This window comes from Streptococcus oralis (assembly GCF_023611505.1).
Classification (GTDB): Bacteria; Bacillota; Bacilli; order Lactobacillales; family Streptococcaceae; genus Streptococcus; species Streptococcus oralis_CT.
Map to the genome: position 1 here is coordinate 1257634 of NZ_CP097843.1, position 17915 is coordinate 1275548.

Here is a 17915-nt window from a genome sequence, read left to right on the forward strand (position 1 = left end):
AAAATAGGTATTGCTTCCTTAATTGTGGCACTGTATTGTAATACATTACTTTCTTTATTTCCATATGTTATTTTCTTACAATCTCTTTTAATTTTTACGATAATTTCATATACAAAGTATAAATAGGAAAGTCTTTATATCTTTCTTTTGTCTCATTATCCAGTTTATTCCAAAACAAATCAGCTTGCGGTTTCGATTTTAATAACACTGATGAACCGAAACAAAGTTCATAGTTATCATTACTATTTACTAAAATATTGCTCAGAATCTCCATTTCTTTGCTGTTTAATTTACGAACTCTAGATTTTATTTGAAGGTCATTTATTATAGCCATCTCACTATTTTGGGAGTATTTTAAGTTCCAATTAGAAAGACATTGAGCCCAATTAAGTAATAACTCTCTTTTAGTCATATCTTCTGCCATGTCTGCAGCGATAACTATTTTTAAAATAGTACGGTCAGCGCCTTCATATTTCAGCTTATTATCTACCAATCTTTGATATGAGGCAATAACTGAATCAATTTTACAATTATCAATTTTTAGCCAATTGTTTGGTTCAAATACTTCAAAAATTGAAATGTCTAAATAATCTTCATCTTCAGTTTCTCCTTCCCGGCACCAAGGAGTTTCAGTAAAAATGTCTATCATAGTTCCATTTTTATCTGACAAAAAACTATATAAAGTTATAATGTGGATGTTAGCAATATTTAGGTGAAGTAATTTCGATTCATTATAATTTAAAGCAACTTTCTTTTTTAAGACAAGACCTGAATAAAGAATATTTAGATTTCTTTGAGATTGTTTATCAAAGCAAGATAAATCAACATCTTTTTGTATACCCATTTTTTTCATAAAGTTAGAAATTTTTAACAATCCCTTTATATCAGCCTCTAAATCAAATGAAGAAATATCCTTTATTGACCGTTCATCTAACTCTATTTTATTACCATTAAGGGTAAAATATCCGATTTTTCCTAGCTCTTGAAATACCTGAGTACACTTTATAGCTTTTGACAGCAAATCCGGCCTAGTATAGTTAAATTTGAATTGTTTCTTCTTTATATCAAAAGACATTGTAAAGCTTTCACCAAAATGAAGCTGTACACTCCCATCAGGAAAACGATGTCTTTTTACGTCTTGAAAAACATGATCGCCTATTTTTATAATTAAATCCGTTTCTTCTTCAGTTTCTACAATCTTAATTGTGTTTTCAAGAGGTATTTCTATGCCAGTTATAGGATCTAAATAATAAATAAAGAGATCATGTTCTTCCTGATAGTTAAAAATTTCTTCTTTTTCCTGACCATAGAAGTAGAACTTTAGAGTTTTATCATCAGAAATGTCCTCAACTGAAATACCTTCGACATTTATGAAACTATACTGCTTCTGACTATTGTTTATGAAATCCACTAACATTGGATACATTTTTTTATCATCCAGTTTAAAAATCTCTATGGAAAGTTTCTTCTTATTTGTAGATTTATTTTTTAGTTTACTCTTTCTGAGCAAATTCTTTATAGAAAGAGGAGGTAATGACTTATAGTAAATATCTCTTAAACCATTATCCTCATTCAACCAAACTACAAATAAAACTACTCCACCATTTGATTTATATAGTTCTAAATCTCTAGTATCTAATGAGAAGGATTTTAACACATCTTTTTTCTGTCTAGTGGTTTTAATCTGAACAGGTACTTTACCTAATATTTCGTCTTTCTTCTCACTCGGTGATTTAAGAACATGAATTTCTCCATCCCACACTGAAGTTTTATCATTTCTATCAAAATAAGATTGAAGTAACTCATGCTTATCTATAAATGTCGACAGATGTGAAACACCTAATGTCTCAATTTTTCTATTATTTGCCAAATCCGCACCTCGAAAAATAGCTCTATATACTTTATATTATAACATTAACAAAGAAAAACTTATATACTATAATTACAACTATTTAACTTAAACTGAATATTATAAACTTAAAAAATACTGTTCATTAATAATTACAAAATAAATAGACCAGTTTCCTGATCTACTTTATTCTATATTCATTGACTTTTGGTCACACTTTGGTCAAAAATTCCAAAAATACTAAGTTATTTTAAAAAACAAACTTGTGATGATTGCCTATAAACAAACATTTTGAATTTTCTTTGTCTTTTTTTACATTACTAAAAATGCCCCCTGCAGGAATCGAACCTGCAACTACTCCTTAGGAGGGAGTTGTTATATCCATTGAACTAAGGGGGCTAGAGAAAAACCCTGCTGGGTGAGCAGAGTTTTTTTGTCGAATTAACGACGGATTTCTTTGATACGAGCTGCCTTACCTTGAAGTGCACGCAAGTAGTACAATTTCGCACGACGTACTTTACCGTAACGAACAACTTCGATCTTTTCAACACGTGGAGTGTGGATTGGGAAGATACGCTCAACACCTACACCGTTAGAGATTTTACGAACTGTGTAGTTTTCTGAGATGCCAGCACCTTTACGTGCGATAACAACACCTTCAAAGATCTGGATACGTTCACGGTTACCTTCGACAACTTTCGCGTGTACACGAACAGTGTCACCAGGACGGAATGATGGGATATCTGTACGAAGTTGACCTTCAGTCAAACTTTGGATTAATGGATTCATTTTATTCTCCTATCTTTGTCAATCTTGAGGAACCTTCCTCAGCGGATAAACTGTATTTTTGTGCGTCCATTACACACAAGATACAGTTTACCAAATTTCCACCTAAAAGTAAAGGAATTTATAGCAGAATCCCTAAAAAAATCGCTAGAAAACCGCCTAGGTAAGTTAAGAGAAAATAGCTATAAAATACCTTCTTGTCACTTAACAGTTTTTGCAGCTCGTCATTCAGAGTTGAAAAGGTCGTCAACCCACCACAGAAACCTGTCGCGAGGATAGCATAGACTTCCTTAGACTCTACATGGTTGTAGAGTAAGCCAATCAAAAAACAACCGAGAAGATTAGCTATGAGAGTTCCTAGGGGCAATTTTGAGGATTGATTATATCGGGAAAAGAAATAACGAACCAAGGCTCCGAACCCGCAGGCGATTGCAAGATAAACGATTACCATTTCTTCCTCCCTAGAACATAAGCCAAGAGCAGACCTCCACCAATGCTCAAAAATAAGTAGATGCCTAAACTAAGATAACGCCCGGTATCAAGCAGTTTCACGGCATCAAGCATTAGACTAGAAAAGGTTGTTAGCCCACCACAAAATCCTGTACCCAGCGCCAAAACCAAGCCTTTACTAGTTTCCTTATAGACCAGATAGCCTTTCACCAGATAGACCAGGCAGATAATGCCCAGATAGTTGACAAGGAGGGTGCCCCAAGGAAATTCTGGACTAGCTGGTAACCAAGTGGAAATGAGATAGCGGACAAGGCCTCCCACTATTGCAGCTAGAAAAATCCCTAGCGGATAGAATTGTTCTTTTTTCATTTGATGTTTTGATCCTGATAATCACGCGAACGTTTGAGAATGTCTGAAAAAGTTGCAACAATAGTTTCCTGATAGCGCTTATCTTCCACTCGATTTTTGACTTTTTCAAAAATAACTTCTTCTCTCTTAGAATCTAAGATTGGCTTACCTGATGCTTTCTTATAAGCGACAACCCCCTCAACCAAATGCATTCGTTCTTCTAGGAGCTTGACGATTTGGTCGTCGATTTGATCAATTTCTTGGCGAATAATATCTAAGTTCATACGGTCTCCTCCTTTATTTGAATTATTGTATCAAAAAGCCACCAAATAGGCTAGTAAAATCCCAAAAAAAACTAAATCATAACCACCTGCTACTGTACTGACCCCAAAAAGTTGGACAAATAGTTATTGAAAGGATTTAGTCTTGTATTGCACAGGACTAGGTCCTTTTCTACCATTTGTCAAGTATATCAAGGTATTTGATGAAAAATAGTTTGATTTCCATAGTCAAACTAAGGAAATTGTCTTTTTCTGAACGAAAGTTTAGTGAAAAAAGTGTACACTAAACCAACACCTTATCTGGTGATTTTTTTGATAAGGCGTTACAATGATATGGCATAAACAATTTTACCGATTTTGGGTGGAAGTATAATCATAAAGTTTGTTATGCGTTATGAGGTAATACATTGTTCTAATGAGACGATGTATAGAGGCAATCGTGTGTGGTTTGGTTGAAGTCACTTGCGATTGTCTTTTCCGTTTCTCATAGAAGTCTGCGATATAACAAGGGTTGGTGTGGCTAGGTGAAGCTATATTATGAATGCACTTAAAGAGAATCTTTCTGGCATAGGGATTCCCACGTTTGGTGATGTGTTCCTTGGCTAGAAAGTCCCCAGATTCATAGTGTCTGAGGTCAATGTCAATAAAAGCATTGATTTGATTGGCAGAGTGGAATCGACGAATGTCACCAAGTTCGCCAATAATATTTGTCGCTGTGGTTTCAGCTCTTCCAGGAATAGAGAGAAGAATCTCGTATTCTGGCAAAGGTTGAGCCAATGTTACCATCTCCTCTAAAACACCTTGTCTGCGTTCAGAAAGCCTAAGTAACTTATTTGACCTCTTCCATCATTGAAGAGGTTTTCTTAACTGCACAATAAGACGGATTAGCTAGTTTTGTAAGCTTATCTACTAAGTAAGTCACACGCTTGTCAGAGATGCGTTTTGCTGTAGACTGACGGATGATCGCTGTTAATGCGGCGCCATCTAACTCCAGTACAAAACGATTACATGGAAAAGTCATGACCAAGTTCCAATATTGTTCCCCAGCTGTGTTTTCCAATTCAGGAAAAGTGATCTGTAAAAGCTTGTGCAGACGGTTTTTAGCGCAGACACTATCCTGATAGAAACGGCTGAGGTCGCGTAATTCTTGATAAAGCGCTTCTTGGACATGGCTTGGCTTGCGATTGAGAATGAACTGAGACGTGTATAAGCGTAACTCTTATCCTCAAAGAAGGCTTGAAGACGACGAGAATAGACCCCAGTCGCCTTGAAGACAATCTCTGACTGGTGAACAGTCTTTAAGTCCCCAAGTAGTCGATTAAATCCGATGGCATTATTGGGTATGGTATAGCCATGTATTTTCTCTCCATTGATCAAGATGGCCACTTCTGAACTTGCTTTACTCACGTCAATCCCAAAAACTACTCGCATGATATTACCTCTTTGTCTTGAATGATTCCTTGCTTTAGTGATGTCATTTTCAATACTCGACGTTTTTCGTCCCACATACTTTGATAACATTCTTCTTAAAACAGGTGTCTTATCAGTTTTAGTTATGACGTCTAGCACCAAAGGACTTATCGACTTAACAAGACATCTCTACTTTAACATAATGAAAAAGTAGTGAGTACTTTCTCCCGTCGGAGATTTCCTCACTACTAACCTTAGTATGTTTTAGTTTGATTTTAATTCGTTTGTTGTTGTAGTAATCAATGTAGTCCACAATAGCTTGTTCAAGGTCTTCTAGAGACCTAAAGTGCTTCTCATAACCGTAAAACATCTCCGATTTCAAGATACCAAAGAAGGACTCCAGCATGCCGTTGTCTGGGCTGTTGCCCTTGCGCGACATGGATGGCTGAATTCCCTTACTCTTTAGGAACCGATGATAAGAATCGTGTTGGTATTACCATCCTTGATCACTATGGAGAATCGTATTCTCATAGTATTTCTCTGTAAAGGCCTGCTCCAGCATAGCTTTCACTTGTTCTAAATTAGGAGAACAAGAAAGATTATAGGCGATAATTTCGCTATTAAAGCCATCTAAAACAGGCGATAAATACAATTTCTGTGTGCTATTTGGAATGGCAAACTCTGTCACATCCGTATAGCACTTTTCCATTGGCCTTGATGCTTCAAATTGACGTTGAATCAGGTTGTCTGCTTTCTTACCAATCTCTCCTTGGTAGGAAGAATACTTTCGTTTCCGACGAATTCGAGCACTTAAACCAAGGACCTTCATCAGACGTTGAACTTTCTTATGATTCACTGTAAAACCACGATTTCTTAGTTCAAGAGTAATTCTACGATAGCCATAATTTCCTTTATGGTCATTATAAATGGCCTGAATTTCGATTTTAAGCTCTTTATCTTTGTCAAGCCCATCTAGTTGCTTCAACTGATAGTAGTAAGTTGAGCGAGGTAAACGAGCCGCTTCAAGAAGTAAATCTAGTCGAAATCCTCCTGAAGCCATTTCTCTAACTGTCTCTGCTTTTCTCACTCTAAGGCTTCGTCCCTTTCCTCTAACTCTTTTAACTTTTTTATGTAAGCCACCTCAGTCCGTAAGCGTTCATTCTCCTCTTGGAGTCGCTCTAGTTCTGTCATTTCTTCCCAAGTTTTCTTCCGTTTACGTCCCATTTTAGGTACTCTCCCTCTTATTTTCTCAACAATAGTATACCCGTTTTTCTTGTATTGCGCCAGCCAATTTGAAAGCATTCCTTGGTTTGGGAGGGCATAATCAAGACTAACACTTCTTTGCGAATGTCCTTCCAACAGAACTTTCTCAACCATTTCTTGTTTTAATTCAGGGGAATAGTAACGATTTTTTCCTTTTTTGACGAACTCCATTCCGTAACGATCAATCAATTTAATCATGTATCTAAGATTAGAATTGTTTATCCCAAATTTATTTGAAAGCTTCTCTAAGATATATCCTTGTTTTCTAAGTTCATAGATCTGAACTTTATCTTCATAACTCAATTTCATAATAAAAACACCCCAAAAGTTAGATTTTTTCTGTCTAACTTTTGGGGTGCAGTTCACTAACGGGTGGTTATGATTTTCTTAAATAGCCAAATCAAACTTCAGCTGTGGCTTAACCGGATCATAGTCGACCAACTCAAAGTCTTCCACTTTGATATCAAAGAAATTAGTCCCATCAGGAACATTTAAAACCAAGCGTGGTTGGCAGTTTGACGGCTCACGGCGGAGCAATTCCTCTGCTTGTTCAAACTGATTATCATAGATATGAAGGTTGTTGATAAAGTAGAAGAACTTCCCAACCTTCCAGCCGAAATGCTTGGCAATCATCATCTGCAAAGCTACGTACTGCATAGCGTTAATGTGGTGGGCCACTAGCATATCATTAGAGCGCTGAGTCAAAGTCGCATCCAGATAGAGGTCCCCATCAACCCGACGGACATCAAACATAGTCTGAAAGGCACATGGGAGCAGCCCATCTGTTTCTTCGAAAGCTTGATAGTCCCAGAGGGAGATGATATTGCGACGATTCCAAGGGTTGGCTTCCAACTGTTTGAGAATCTTATTGATGATGTCGTGTTTCTTAACGACTGCCCCATAGCGCTCACCAATGGTTCCCGTATCTCCCACTTCCCAGTCATTCCAGTAGTGAACATTGTACTTGCTATTCAGCACTTCTAGGCTATTAGACTGATCTTGGTAGATCCAGAGTACTTCCTTGATAGCGGATTTGATTGCAATGGGACGCAAGGTTGTGATGGGAAATTCCCCTTTGGCCAAATCATACTCCGCAAAGGCACCCGTTACGTACTTAGAATTGGCAACTGTCCCATCCTTATACTTAGGACGTGCCTGCTCAGAAAAGACACCTTCCTTAAGAATTCGTTCTATATTTTCTTTAAAAATCGTATCAGCTTTTGTCATTTACTCTCACCTCATTTATTGTCCTAACTAGTATAGCATAAAAAATCTTTTCTACATACTCAGATAATCAATGGCCTTTTTATATTTTTCTAATCCTTCCAAATCCTTGTCAGTAATGGTCTCAAGTCTCGATAAATCTGAATTATGTTTTAGGTCAGCTAATTTTACGGCTCTCGCAAGAGGATTGGATTTCACAGTTTTCAGATAGGTTTGATAGTCTTGTCCCTTTTTCTTTGACAAAATCTGAACGGCTGTAACTACTGTCTCTGGTAAACCAGCATTTAGTAACTCTTCAGCAGTAACAGAACTATCCTCAATAACATCATGTAGTAGAGCCACTGCTTTCTCTTCTTCAGAATCAACTTGGCTCGCAACAAAAATTGGATGTTCTATATAATCTATCCCTGCCTTATCAAATTGCCCTCTATGAGCTTCCGTCGCGATAGACAACGCTAATTCAAGCATGGGTTGTTTTGATGTGTTCATCTAGCGATTCCTTCCCAAAATTAAAACCTATTTCGTTTTATTCGACTTTCAAAAAAGAGCTTGATGGATAACCAAGCTCTATTATCAATCTATCTTATTGCAATACAAGTGATGCTGCTCCGATAACTCCAGCGTCATTTCCTAGAGTTGCAAGAGCCAATTTAGTGGATGTGCGTACTTGTGGGAAGGTATTTTCATCATAGATCTTTTGCACGCCTTGGAGAAGGAATTCTCCCGCAGCTGATACTCCACCACCGATAACGATTGTTGATGGGTTTAGGATTGAACCGATATTAGCACACGCAATACCCAAGTAACGTGAGAAGTTACGGTAAACGATCAAGGCAAGGTCGTCCCCTTCTTTTGCGAGGTCAAAGACAGTTTTAGCAGTTACTTCTTCCCCATCGTCAATCAAGCGTTTCAAGGCTGCATCACCTTCGTATTCATCTGCATAACGACGAGTCAGGTTGACAATCCCTGTTGCTGAAGCAACTGTCTCAAGACAGCCTTTTTTACCACAGGTACATGCGATTGGTTGGTCAAAGTCAACAGTGATGTGACCAAGCTCACCAGCAGCACCAGCAACACCGTGAAGCAATTTGCCTTCTGCCACGATACCGCCACCAACACCTGTACCAAGTGTCATAAAGACAACGTCTGGTTGGTTGTCACCTGCACCCATCCAACGCTCACCGAGAGCAGCTACGTTGGCATCATTGTCGATGAAGAATGGGATACCCAAGGCTTTTTCGATTTTTTCTTTAATTGGTTGAAGAGTTTTCCAGTTCAGGTTGTAGGCACCGATAACAGTTCCTTTCTCACGGTCAACCACACCAGGTGATCCCATTCCAATGCCTCGGAAATCTGTAGCAGACAATCCAAGCAAGTCCAAACGATGTTGAATAGACTCAATCATATCATCTACGATATGGCTTCCCTCGTCCAAAATATTGGTCTTGATAGACCATTTTTCTTGGATTTCTCCCTCTTGAGTTAAAATTGCGAACTTAACAGATGTCCCACCAAGGTCAATCCCAATAATCTTTTGACTCATCGTCTTCTCCTTTTTAATTGAAAATGCTTACAGATATAGTATAACAAAATCATTAGATTTGTGCAAAGCTTTGCATGAAAAAGTTACATCTAATAATTAATAACTATTTATCCCCTAGTTTTTGAATTGCATAGTTTACTTCTTCTTTTGTAAATTGTCCAATCCAAGGAGAAGTTAGCCTCTCATAAATTTTTGTCTTTGATAAATTGGTATTCTTTCGGTATTCTCTTGCTTGAGCTAAGGCATTCGCCTTATAGTCTGCTTGCAAATGATTGATAGCATATTGTGCAGTCTCACTATTAAAACCTTCAAAAATTAACATCTCATAAATTCTTTTTTTTGACAAATGAATCCTATTATAAGCTTGTGCTCTCTTTAAAGCTGCTGAGTATGGATTCCCGGCTGCTGGTTTTGGTTGCCACACACCATCGTATCCTACATAGTAACGACCACCATCTACCCATTTATCCCTTACCATTTTGCCTTTAGAATCAACATAGTAACGACCGCCATCTACCCATTCATTCTTGGCCACCTTTCCATCTGATTTATAATAATAGTATCCTACCCATTTATTGCGGGCAATGCTTCCTTCTGGTGTTAAATCTAGTTTTTGAATGGCATAGTTTGCTTCTTCTTTTGTAAATTGTCCAATCCAAGGAGAAGTTAGCCTCTCATAAATTTCTGTCTTTGATAAATTGGCATTCTTTCGGTATTCTCTTGCTTGAATTAAGGCATTCGCCTTATAGTCTGCTTGCAAATGATTGATAGCATATTGTGCAGTCTCACTATTAAAACCTTCAAAAATTAACATCTCATAAATTCTTTTTTTTGACAAATGAATCCTATTATAAGCTTGTGCTCTCTTTAAAGCTGCTGAGTATGGATTCCCGGCTGCTGGTTTTGGTTGTCGCACACCATCGTATCCTACATAGTAACGACCACCATCTACCCATCTATCCCTTGCCATTTTGCCTTCAGAATCAACATAGTAACGGCCACCATCTACCCATTCATTCTTGGCCATCTTACCATCTGATTTGAGATAATATCTACCTACCCATTTATTACGAGCAGAGCTTCCTTCTGCTGTTAGATAATAATAATATGAACCATAGTTTTTATCATAAATCCAGTCACTTTTAACCTTTTTTCCATCAGAATCAACATAATAACGACCACCATCTACCCATTCATTTTTAGCTCTCTTTCCATCTGATTTGAGGTAGTAATTTCCTACCCAGCCAGACTGAACTTTAGATTGTGATTTATCCTGTTTAGGAGTTGTTTCTTTAGCTTTTTCAGTCGGTTTTGGTGCCGGCTTCAGCGCGGGTTTTGGTGCTGGTGTTTTCGGTTTCTCAGCGGGTTTCGGTGCTGGTTTCGGTGCTGGTGTTTTCGGTTTCTCAGCAGGTTTTTGAGCTGGCGTTTTCGGTTTCTCAGCTGGTTTTGGTGCCGGCTTCGGCGCGGGTTTTGGTGCCGGCTTCGGTGCGGGTTTTGGTGCCAGTTTCGGCGCGGGTTTTGGTGCTGGTGTTTTTGGTTTCTCAGCAGGTTTTTGTGCTGGTGTTTTCGGTTTCTCAGCAGGTTTTTGTGCTGGTGTTTTTGGTTTCTCAGCAGGATTTTGCGCTGGTGTTTTTGATTTCTCAGCTTGATTTGACGCCGAAGTTGTATTCTCTTTTACAACCTTACCGTTTTTAGAAACATCCTTTTCTTGAGCAGAAACATGCTGAGCCGAAAAAGGAAAGGCTCCAGTTGTATCTGTAAGTGAAATGAGTCCCAGTGTTGCAGTTGCTAAGCTGGTGACTAAAATTTTTTTTGATTTTTTCATAAAAATCTCCATTGTTTTTAATGATTTATACCTAAAGTATACCATATTCTTTATTTTTCTTTCAAATCAAATATTAAATATTCAGAAATAAATCTAAAACTTAATTGAAAATCTATAGTTATATCACTTCCAACTCATACAAGCCTCTGACTGCATTACAGCCATAGACAGCTTCTGCTTGGTTCAAGTCTGCCAAAGTCAGAATTTTCTCTTCTACCTGTCCTTTTCCTAGCAAATGCTGACGATAGATTCCTGACAAGATGCCAAGATTGATAGGCGGTGTGTAGAGCTTCCCGTCAATTTTCAGAACCAAATTCCCGATAGACGTTTCCAAAAGCTCCCCTGCTGCATTATGGTAAATGATTTCCTGTTTCCCTAGACTTAAGTGTGGTCTGTGAGTTGTTTTAAAGTAGGTAAATGCTTGCTGTAAATCCGCTTTTTGCAGGCAAAGTTTGGCCTGACAGAAGCTTGGACTAAGAGGTGTTAAGATTTGGCGACTGAGTTCTATCTCTCCAGACTTGCTGAGGCTTATTCGCAAACGGTAGTCTTGGTGGGAATCACAAGCTTGGCACTCTTCCTCTATCTTTTGTCTCAGTTCTTCTGGATCAAAAGGATAGGCAAAATAACGACTCGCCTTTGTCAGTCTTTCCAGATGTTGATCTTCAAACAACAGTTGTTTTTGGCTGATTTTTCCAGTTGAAATCAGTTTGAAACGAGCTTGCTTACGATAGAGAACAGCAGCCTTTTGATGAACCTCGCGATATTCAGATTCCCAAGTGCTATCCCATGTAATACCACCACCAACTCCATAGATGGCTTTCCCTTGATGCAGTTGAATCGTCCGAATGGACACATTAAAAATCCGTCGCCCATTTGGAAGCAAGAGGCCAATCGTTCCACAGTAAACTCCACGTGGTTGTGGCTCCAAGTCCTTTATAATCTCCATAGTCGCAATTTTCGGAGCACCCGTTATGGAACCACAAGGAAAGAGTGAGCGAAAAATGGCAACCAAGTCCACACTCGGTCGCAACTGACTCTTGATGGTCGAAGTCATCTGCCAAACAGTCGAATACTGCTCCACCTGGCACAGACGCTCCACGTGCTCACTGCCCACTTCAGAAATACGATTCATATCATTGCGCAAGAGGTCCACAATCATCATATTTTCAGAGCGATTTTTGGGATCCTGTTCTAGCCAACTAGCCAGCTCTAGGTCTTCTTGGTCAGTCACTCCCCGCTGGGTTGTTCCCTTCATTGGACGAGTCGTTAATTCTCGGTCATTTTGCTCAAAAAAGAGCTCTGGACTCATGGAAATCACTGCCATCTCATCATGTTCAACATAGGCATTGTAGCCCGCCTCCTGCTCTACCACCATGCGATTGTAGATAGCAAAAGGATTGGCACTTAAGTCTTGCTTGAGTTGAACAGTGTAATTTACCTGGTAGGTGTCCCCCTGCCGCAAATGATGGTGAATCTGGGCAATAGCCTTTTCATAGTCTGCTGCAGATGTTACTTCCTGCCATTTTGAAGGCAAATCTACTTCCTCATAAGTCAAAGGAATAGGGGATGTTTCCACCCCATCATGAACAGTAAAATATAGCAGGTACTCTGCCAGTAAAGGAGCTTTATGAACTGCTAATTTCTCCTCAAAAGCAGGTGCGGCCTCATAGCTGACATAACCCACGACATAATAGCCTTCCTCTTGGTAGCTTTCCACTTGTGCCAGCAAGTCTGCCACTTCTGCTAAATCTCTCGTTTTTAACTCTTTGATAGGTTGGGTAAAGGTGTATCTCTCCCCCAAAGCCCTAAAATCAATCACTGTTTTTCTATGCATACCTTTAGTATAGCATAAAAAAGCCGACCTAGAACAGCTAAATCAAGCTTTGTTTACTGATTCCTATAACGAAATATCTTCTCTAAGTTACTTTTTTCTACTTTTGGCAATTCTCTATCAGATGGCACTAGTTTTTCTAGTTAAAGAAGGCCTTATTTGGAACACTTTGCACAAAAATTCAACAAAAAAGAACAGAGGAAGTAATGGTTTCTATACCCTTACTCTCTCTGTCTTTTACTGTTCAGAAATTAAAAATTGATTTGAGGTTTTAATGATGCCTACCGTTTCTTTGACATCTAAATCATCCGTATACAGAAAATGACGTTTCTCACTATTCTTAGCTAAGAAGTCATTTCTTGCTTGGATTGATAAATCGCCTGTTCTCTCAATTTCTTTCCGAGAAGAATCCCTATCTTTCAAGGTTTCTTCTTCTGCTATTAGGACACAATATTTTAGCTTAATTTGTTTTTCTTTTAAGAAGGCTGCAATTTTCTTCAGTTGATCTTCAAATATGACATACTCTATCACGACAGTAATGCCACTGTTCAAGAAATTATTGGTCAGACTGATGATATTATCCCAGAACAAATCCATATAAAATCCATCATCTTCCCAAGGAGCTACGAGACCACTTTTTATCATTAAGTAAATCATATCCCCCTCTATAACTGCACTTTTGTCAAAAGAATAAGCCAACTCTTTGCTGACAGTGCTCTTTCCAACACCTGGGGGACCCGAAATGATATAAACACAATTTTCCAAATTTAACCTCTATATACTTGAAATCTATCTCTAACTTATGATCATTCTCAGCCCACTTATGACTTTCTAATAGAATCTTCTGGATACTGCGCACGCGCACCTCCAATTAATTTTGGACGACTTGCGAGAGCCGTTACATGGGCATGCCCAATCTCTCGTAGTACAGGACGAATCGGTACCTGCACATGCTTGACATGCATGCCAATTGCAGTATCTCCGATATCAATCCCTGCATGAGCCACGATAAATTCGACCTCAACTGGATCCTGCATAAACTTAAAGGCAGCTAACTGACCCGAACCCCCTGCATGAAGAGTTGGAAGGACACTGACGATTTCCAGACCAAACTGCTCTGCCACCTGACGTTCAACAACGAGAGCTCGATTGACATGTTCACAACCTTGAACAGCTAGATGAATTCCTTTCCCTCCCAGGATATCTAGGATCGTCTTCACAATGATTTCCCCAATTTCTTGACTGGATTCCTTGCCAATCTGACCACCTATCACCTCACTAGAAGAAAGGCCCAATACAAAGATAGCTCCTTGCTTCAAATTGGCCTTTTCTAATACATCTTCTACAATCTGGCTTGTTGCCCTTTGAATGTCTTTTTCCTTCATACTTGATACCTCTTTTGTCACTATCTATCATATCTTTTTTTACTGATTTTATCAAGGCGAACTGATTATTCTAATTTTTTAAAGCAAAACTCCCAGAATTGACTGGGAGTTAACTAGTTTCTATTCCATTTATGTATATTTCAACTGTCGTACCTTTTGAGGGAATAGAATCAATCTTCATTTGGTAATCTTCTCCAAAATGAAGTTTGAGCCGTTGGTCAACATTTTGAAGACCAACTCCCCCACGTTTGAGCTGACTTTGACTACTATCGCTAGTAGCTTGGAAACCAACACCATCATCCTCAATGCGGATGATTAGTCCTGAATCCTTTTTCTGGACGGAAACTTTAATATGTCCCTGTCCATCTTTCTCCTTGATGCCGTGATAAAGGGCATTTTCTACAAGGGGTTGCAACACCAACTTGGGTAAGACTAGGTTACCAAAGTCAAGTTCTTCATCAATCTCATACTCCAGCTTATCACCATAGCGTTGTTTCTGGATAAAGAGGTACTGGCGGACATGATTGATTTCATCAGAAAGAGAAATCAAGTCCTTTCCTTGATTGAGCGCCAAGCGGAAATAGGTTGCCAAGGACTTGGTCACCTGAACCACTCGCTGACTATCCTGAAACTCAGCCATCCAGATGATAGTGTCCAAAGTATTATAGAGGAAATGGGGGTTAATCTGGCTTGACAAGGCTTGAAGTTCATACTGCCGGGTCGCTTCTTCCTGCCTGCGCACATCTGCCATCAGCTGATCAATCTGATCCAACATGGCATTAAACTGGCGAGTCACTTCTCTCAGTTCATAAGCGCCAGCTTCCTTAGCACGAAGATTTTGTGTACCAGAAGCAATTTTCAGCATGGTTTCTCTCAGGTCCTTCAAAGGGGCAATCCAGCGTTTGAGACTGAACCACACCAAGCAGATACAGGCAAGAAGAGATAAGGCACTAGCAGCAAGAAAGGTCCACATGAGTTGACTCCGAACCTGGTCTAACTTCTCCAACGAAGACACGCCTATAACCGTCCAATCAGTTCCTGCAATCTGTTCCTGACTGACATAGGATTGATGATTCAGCGTATAGCCCTGTCTCGTCTCGATGTAGGGTTTCATTGCCTCCATTTCACTAGACGAGCTATAAACTGTGTGTTGCGGATGGTAGACAAATTCATGGTTTTCATTGATGATAAAGGCAAAGCCCTGCTGGCCCAACTGGAGTTGGTTGAGATAGGCTTCCAAGGTTTCATAAGAAATGTCCAAGCGAAGCACACCAAGATTGGCTCCCTTTGCATCAACCAGTTCTTGAGTGACAGAAATAACCCACTGACTATCCGATTTACGAGCTGGGGTTAAAACTGGCTTAGCTCCCTGATGAATAGCCTTTTGGTACCAATCCTCAGCCATCATATCTGAGGAAGTTTTCATCTGCACACTGTCATCAGTAGAAATGACCTGACCAGACTTGGTTACCAAAACCACCGTTTTCAAATCTTGGTCTGCCTTTAAGATGGTCAAAAACAGATCTCGGATTCCCTTGACCTTATCTTGACTGGGATTCTCAGTATAGGCTAGGACATCCTTCTGCTGGGTCAAACTGGTCGAGGTGGTTTCTAATTTTTTGATATAAGACTGAATAAAGTGGCTAGTCTGGCTAATGGTCGTTTGGCTATTACCTTCAATGCTAGCTTCAATAACTGATGAACTAGATTGATAGTAGAAAGTTCCAACCAGAGCTAGGAGAATGAGAAAGACCAGAAAGATGGAAATAACCATTCTGACTAGGAGAGAAGAACGTTTCATCGACCTTCCCCCTTCTTAAACTGACGAGGTGTCACACCTGCAATCTGTTTAAAACGTTGGGTAAAATAGTTCATATCTTCAAAACCAACCTTTTCTGCTATCTGGTAAATCTTTAAATCCGTGGTCAGAAGCAAGAGCTTGGCTTGTTTGACACGTTCTCTCACCAGATAATCCTGAAAAGGTAGACCCAACTCTTTCTTAATCAAGGAGCTCAGATAGGTCGGGCTAAAGCCCAAATCACTGGCCAAAGACTTCAAACTAAACTGGCTATCAGCCAGATGGGACTGAATCTTCTGAGCCAGGTTTCCTTCAAACTTATCGGTTAATAAATCTTGTAACTGCTCTTCCTTTTCTTCCTTGTCTAGTTTTTGTTTGATTTTCCCCAACATTTCCTCAATATCCTGACGAGAAAAGGGCTTGAGCAGATAGTCATCGACACCTAGTTTGACAGCAGACAAGGCATAATCAAAATCATCGTAGCCTGTCAAAAATACCAAATGCACCTGAGGATAGGTTTCTCGTACCAGACTGGCCAACTGGATGCCATTCAGCTGAGGCATATTGATATCGGTTAAAATGATATCTGGCACCTGCTTTTGAATCAAATCCCAAGCCTGTCTTCCATTTTCAGCTTGACCGATGATTTCCATACCGTAGGCTGCTACATTAACCAGCTTGGTCAAGCCTTGTCTTACTAGATACTCATCTTCTACGATTAAGATTGTGTAGGTCATGCTCGGCTCCTTTACCACTTACTAGTATCAGTATAGCAAAATTCTCCTCTAACTGCTTAGGAAAGCCTTCTTAATCAACATAATCTAGTAAATAGGCATAGCCTTTTTCTGCCATTTGGTTTTTGGGAATAAATCGGATAGAGAGACTATTGATACAGTAGCGTAAGCCACCCTTGTCCTGAGGCCCATCTGTAAAGACATGGCCAAGGTGAGAATCTCCAACTCGGCTTCTCACTTCCATGCGCGTCATATTGTAGGACTTATCTTCCTTGTAGGTAGCAACATCTGGGCTGATGGGTTGGGTGAAACTAGGCCAGCCACAACCAGACTCAAACTTGTCCTTTGATGAAAAGAGAGGTTCGCCAGTAGCTACATCTACATAGATACCAGATTCAAATTTATCCCAGTAACGGTTTGAAAAAGCTCGTTCTGTTTGATTTTTCTGGGTAACTGCATACTCCTCAGGTGACAAGGTCTTTTTCAAGTCTTCATCGCTTGGTTTGGGATATTTGCTGGCATCGATGACAGGGTAGGCCGCCTGATTGACATTGATATGACAGTAGCCATTTGGATTTTTCTTGAGGTAGTCTTGGTGGTAATCCTCAGCCACTACAAAATTCTTCAAGGCCTCCTTTTCAACTGCCAGAGGTTGGTCGTATTTCTTAGCAACTTCATCAAAGACTTGGTTTATTACTTCCAAATCCTTGTCATCTGTGTAATATACGCCGGTACGATACTGAGTCCCCACATCATTTCCTTGTTTATTTTTGCTGGTTGGATTGATAATGCGGAAATAATGAAGCAGGATTTCCTTGAGGGAAATTTGATTAGCATCATAGGTGACATGGACGGTTTCCGCATGACCTGTTTGGTTGATCAATTCGTACTTGGTTGTTTCCCCTCTACCATTTGCATAGCCTGAAACGGCATCTGTCACTCCAGGAACGCGTGAGAAGTATTCCTCTACTCCCCAGAAACATCCCCCAGCTAGGTAAATTTCGTGCAAGTCTGCGTCTTTACTGACTTCTGTTTTTTTCACTGTTTTTCCTCCTTGACTAACTGACGCTTTCTCAATTTGCGAGCTATCTGTCTGCCCTGCATTTCGCATCAATAGAAAATAGAAACCGGTTAGGACTAGGAGAATGACCCCTGCCAAGACAAAAAGTTTTACTTTATCATTCATAG

Annotated in this window: 15 protein-coding genes, 1 tRNA gene and 2 pseudogenes; all 18 read right to left on the reverse strand. The window is 39.5% G+C overall.

Features of this window, described 5'->3' with window-relative positions; translation table 11 throughout:
- Positions 1–94: 94 nt before the first annotated feature.
- A complete protein-coding gene (locus M9H69_RS06520; RefSeq protein ID WP_250315141.1) occupies positions 95–1870 on the reverse strand; it encodes a DUF4365 domain-containing protein in 1776 nt (591 codons plus the stop codon).
- A gap of 306 nt (positions 1871–2176) precedes the next feature.
- Positions 2177–2248: transfer RNA gene (locus tag M9H69_RS06525), tRNA-Arg, on the reverse strand.
- A 42-nt stretch (positions 2249–2290) separates the two neighbouring features.
- Positions 2291–2638 (reverse strand): 50S ribosomal protein L19, encoded by a 348-nt coding sequence (gene rplS / locus M9H69_RS06530; protein ID WP_001068669.1) that lies wholly within the window; start codon positions 2636–2638, stop codon positions 2291–2293.
- A gap of 118 nt (positions 2639–2756) precedes the next feature.
- Positions 2757–3086 (reverse strand): fluoride efflux transporter CrcB, encoded by a 330-nt coding sequence (gene crcB, locus M9H69_RS06535; protein ID WP_250315142.1) that lies wholly within the window; start codon positions 3084–3086, stop codon positions 2757–2759.
- Complete coding sequence (gene crcB, locus M9H69_RS06540; RefSeq protein ID WP_250315143.1) at positions 3080–3454, reverse strand: fluoride efflux transporter CrcB; 375 nt, start codon at positions 3452–3454, stop codon at positions 3080–3082. Before crcB (M9H69_RS06540) ends, crcB (M9H69_RS06535) begins: the two co-directional genes overlap by 7 nt.
- Positions 3451–3717: a chorismate mutase gene (locus M9H69_RS06545; protein ID WP_001046954.1), complete on the reverse strand. Its 267-nt coding sequence runs from the start codon at positions 3715–3717 to the stop codon at positions 3451–3453. The genes crcB (M9H69_RS06540) and M9H69_RS06545 overlap by 4 nt, the downstream gene beginning before the upstream one ends.
- Positions 3718–4062: 345 nt before the next feature.
- Positions 4063–5145, reverse strand: a pseudogene (locus tag M9H69_RS06550) (transposase).
- Positions 5146–5299: 154 nt separating this feature from the next.
- A pseudogene (locus M9H69_RS06555) lies at positions 5300–6696 on the reverse strand (IS3 family transposase).
- Between the two features lie 78 nt (positions 6697–6774).
- Positions 6775–7614, reverse strand: coding sequence for a thymidylate synthase (locus M9H69_RS06560; protein WP_250315144.1), 840 nt, complete (start codon positions 7612–7614; stop codon positions 6775–6777).
- A 51-nt stretch (positions 7615–7665) separates the two neighbouring features.
- On the reverse strand, positions 7666–8100 hold the full coding sequence (locus M9H69_RS06565; protein WP_001097947.1) for an HD domain-containing protein: 435 nt from the start codon (positions 8098–8100) through the stop codon (positions 7666–7668).
- Positions 8101–8194: 94 nt separating this feature from the next.
- Positions 8195–9154 carry an ROK family glucokinase gene (locus tag M9H69_RS06570; RefSeq protein ID WP_250315145.1) on the reverse strand — a complete coding sequence of 320 codons (960 nt, stop codon included), beginning with the start codon at positions 9152–9154 and terminating at the stop codon, positions 8195–8197.
- A 103-nt stretch (positions 9155–9257) separates the two neighbouring features.
- A complete protein-coding gene (locus M9H69_RS06575; protein WP_250315146.1) occupies positions 9258–10979 on the reverse strand; it encodes an Ltp family lipoprotein in 1722 nt (573 codons plus the stop codon).
- Positions 10980–11097: 118 nt separating this feature from the next.
- On the reverse strand, positions 11098–12813 hold the full coding sequence (pabB, locus tag M9H69_RS06580; RefSeq protein ID WP_250315147.1) for an aminodeoxychorismate synthase component I: 1716 nt from the start codon (positions 12811–12813) through the stop codon (positions 11098–11100).
- A 234-nt stretch (positions 12814–13047) separates the two neighbouring features.
- Complete coding sequence (locus M9H69_RS06585; RefSeq protein ID WP_284453894.1) at positions 13048–13575, reverse strand: AAA family ATPase; 528 nt, start codon at positions 13573–13575, stop codon at positions 13048–13050.
- 56 nt (positions 13576–13631) lie between these two features.
- Positions 13632–14195 carry a TIGR01440 family protein gene (locus tag M9H69_RS06590; RefSeq protein WP_250315148.1) on the reverse strand — a complete coding sequence of 188 codons (564 nt, stop codon included), beginning with the start codon at positions 14193–14195 and terminating at the stop codon, positions 13632–13634.
- A 109-nt stretch (positions 14196–14304) separates the two neighbouring features.
- Complete coding sequence (locus M9H69_RS06595; protein WP_250315149.1) at positions 14305–15996, reverse strand: cache domain-containing sensor histidine kinase; 1692 nt, start codon at positions 15994–15996, stop codon at positions 14305–14307.
- Complete coding sequence (locus M9H69_RS06600; protein WP_250315150.1) at positions 15993–16730, reverse strand: response regulator transcription factor; 738 nt, start codon at positions 16728–16730, stop codon at positions 15993–15995. The genes M9H69_RS06595 and M9H69_RS06600 overlap by 4 nt, the downstream gene beginning before the upstream one ends.
- A 70-nt stretch (positions 16731–16800) precedes the next feature.
- Positions 16801–17913 carry a peptide-methionine (R)-S-oxide reductase MsrB gene (gene msrB / locus M9H69_RS06605; protein ID WP_250315151.1) on the reverse strand — a complete coding sequence of 371 codons (1113 nt, stop codon included), beginning with the start codon at positions 17911–17913 and terminating at the stop codon, positions 16801–16803.
- Positions 17914–17915: the final 2 nt, after the last annotated feature.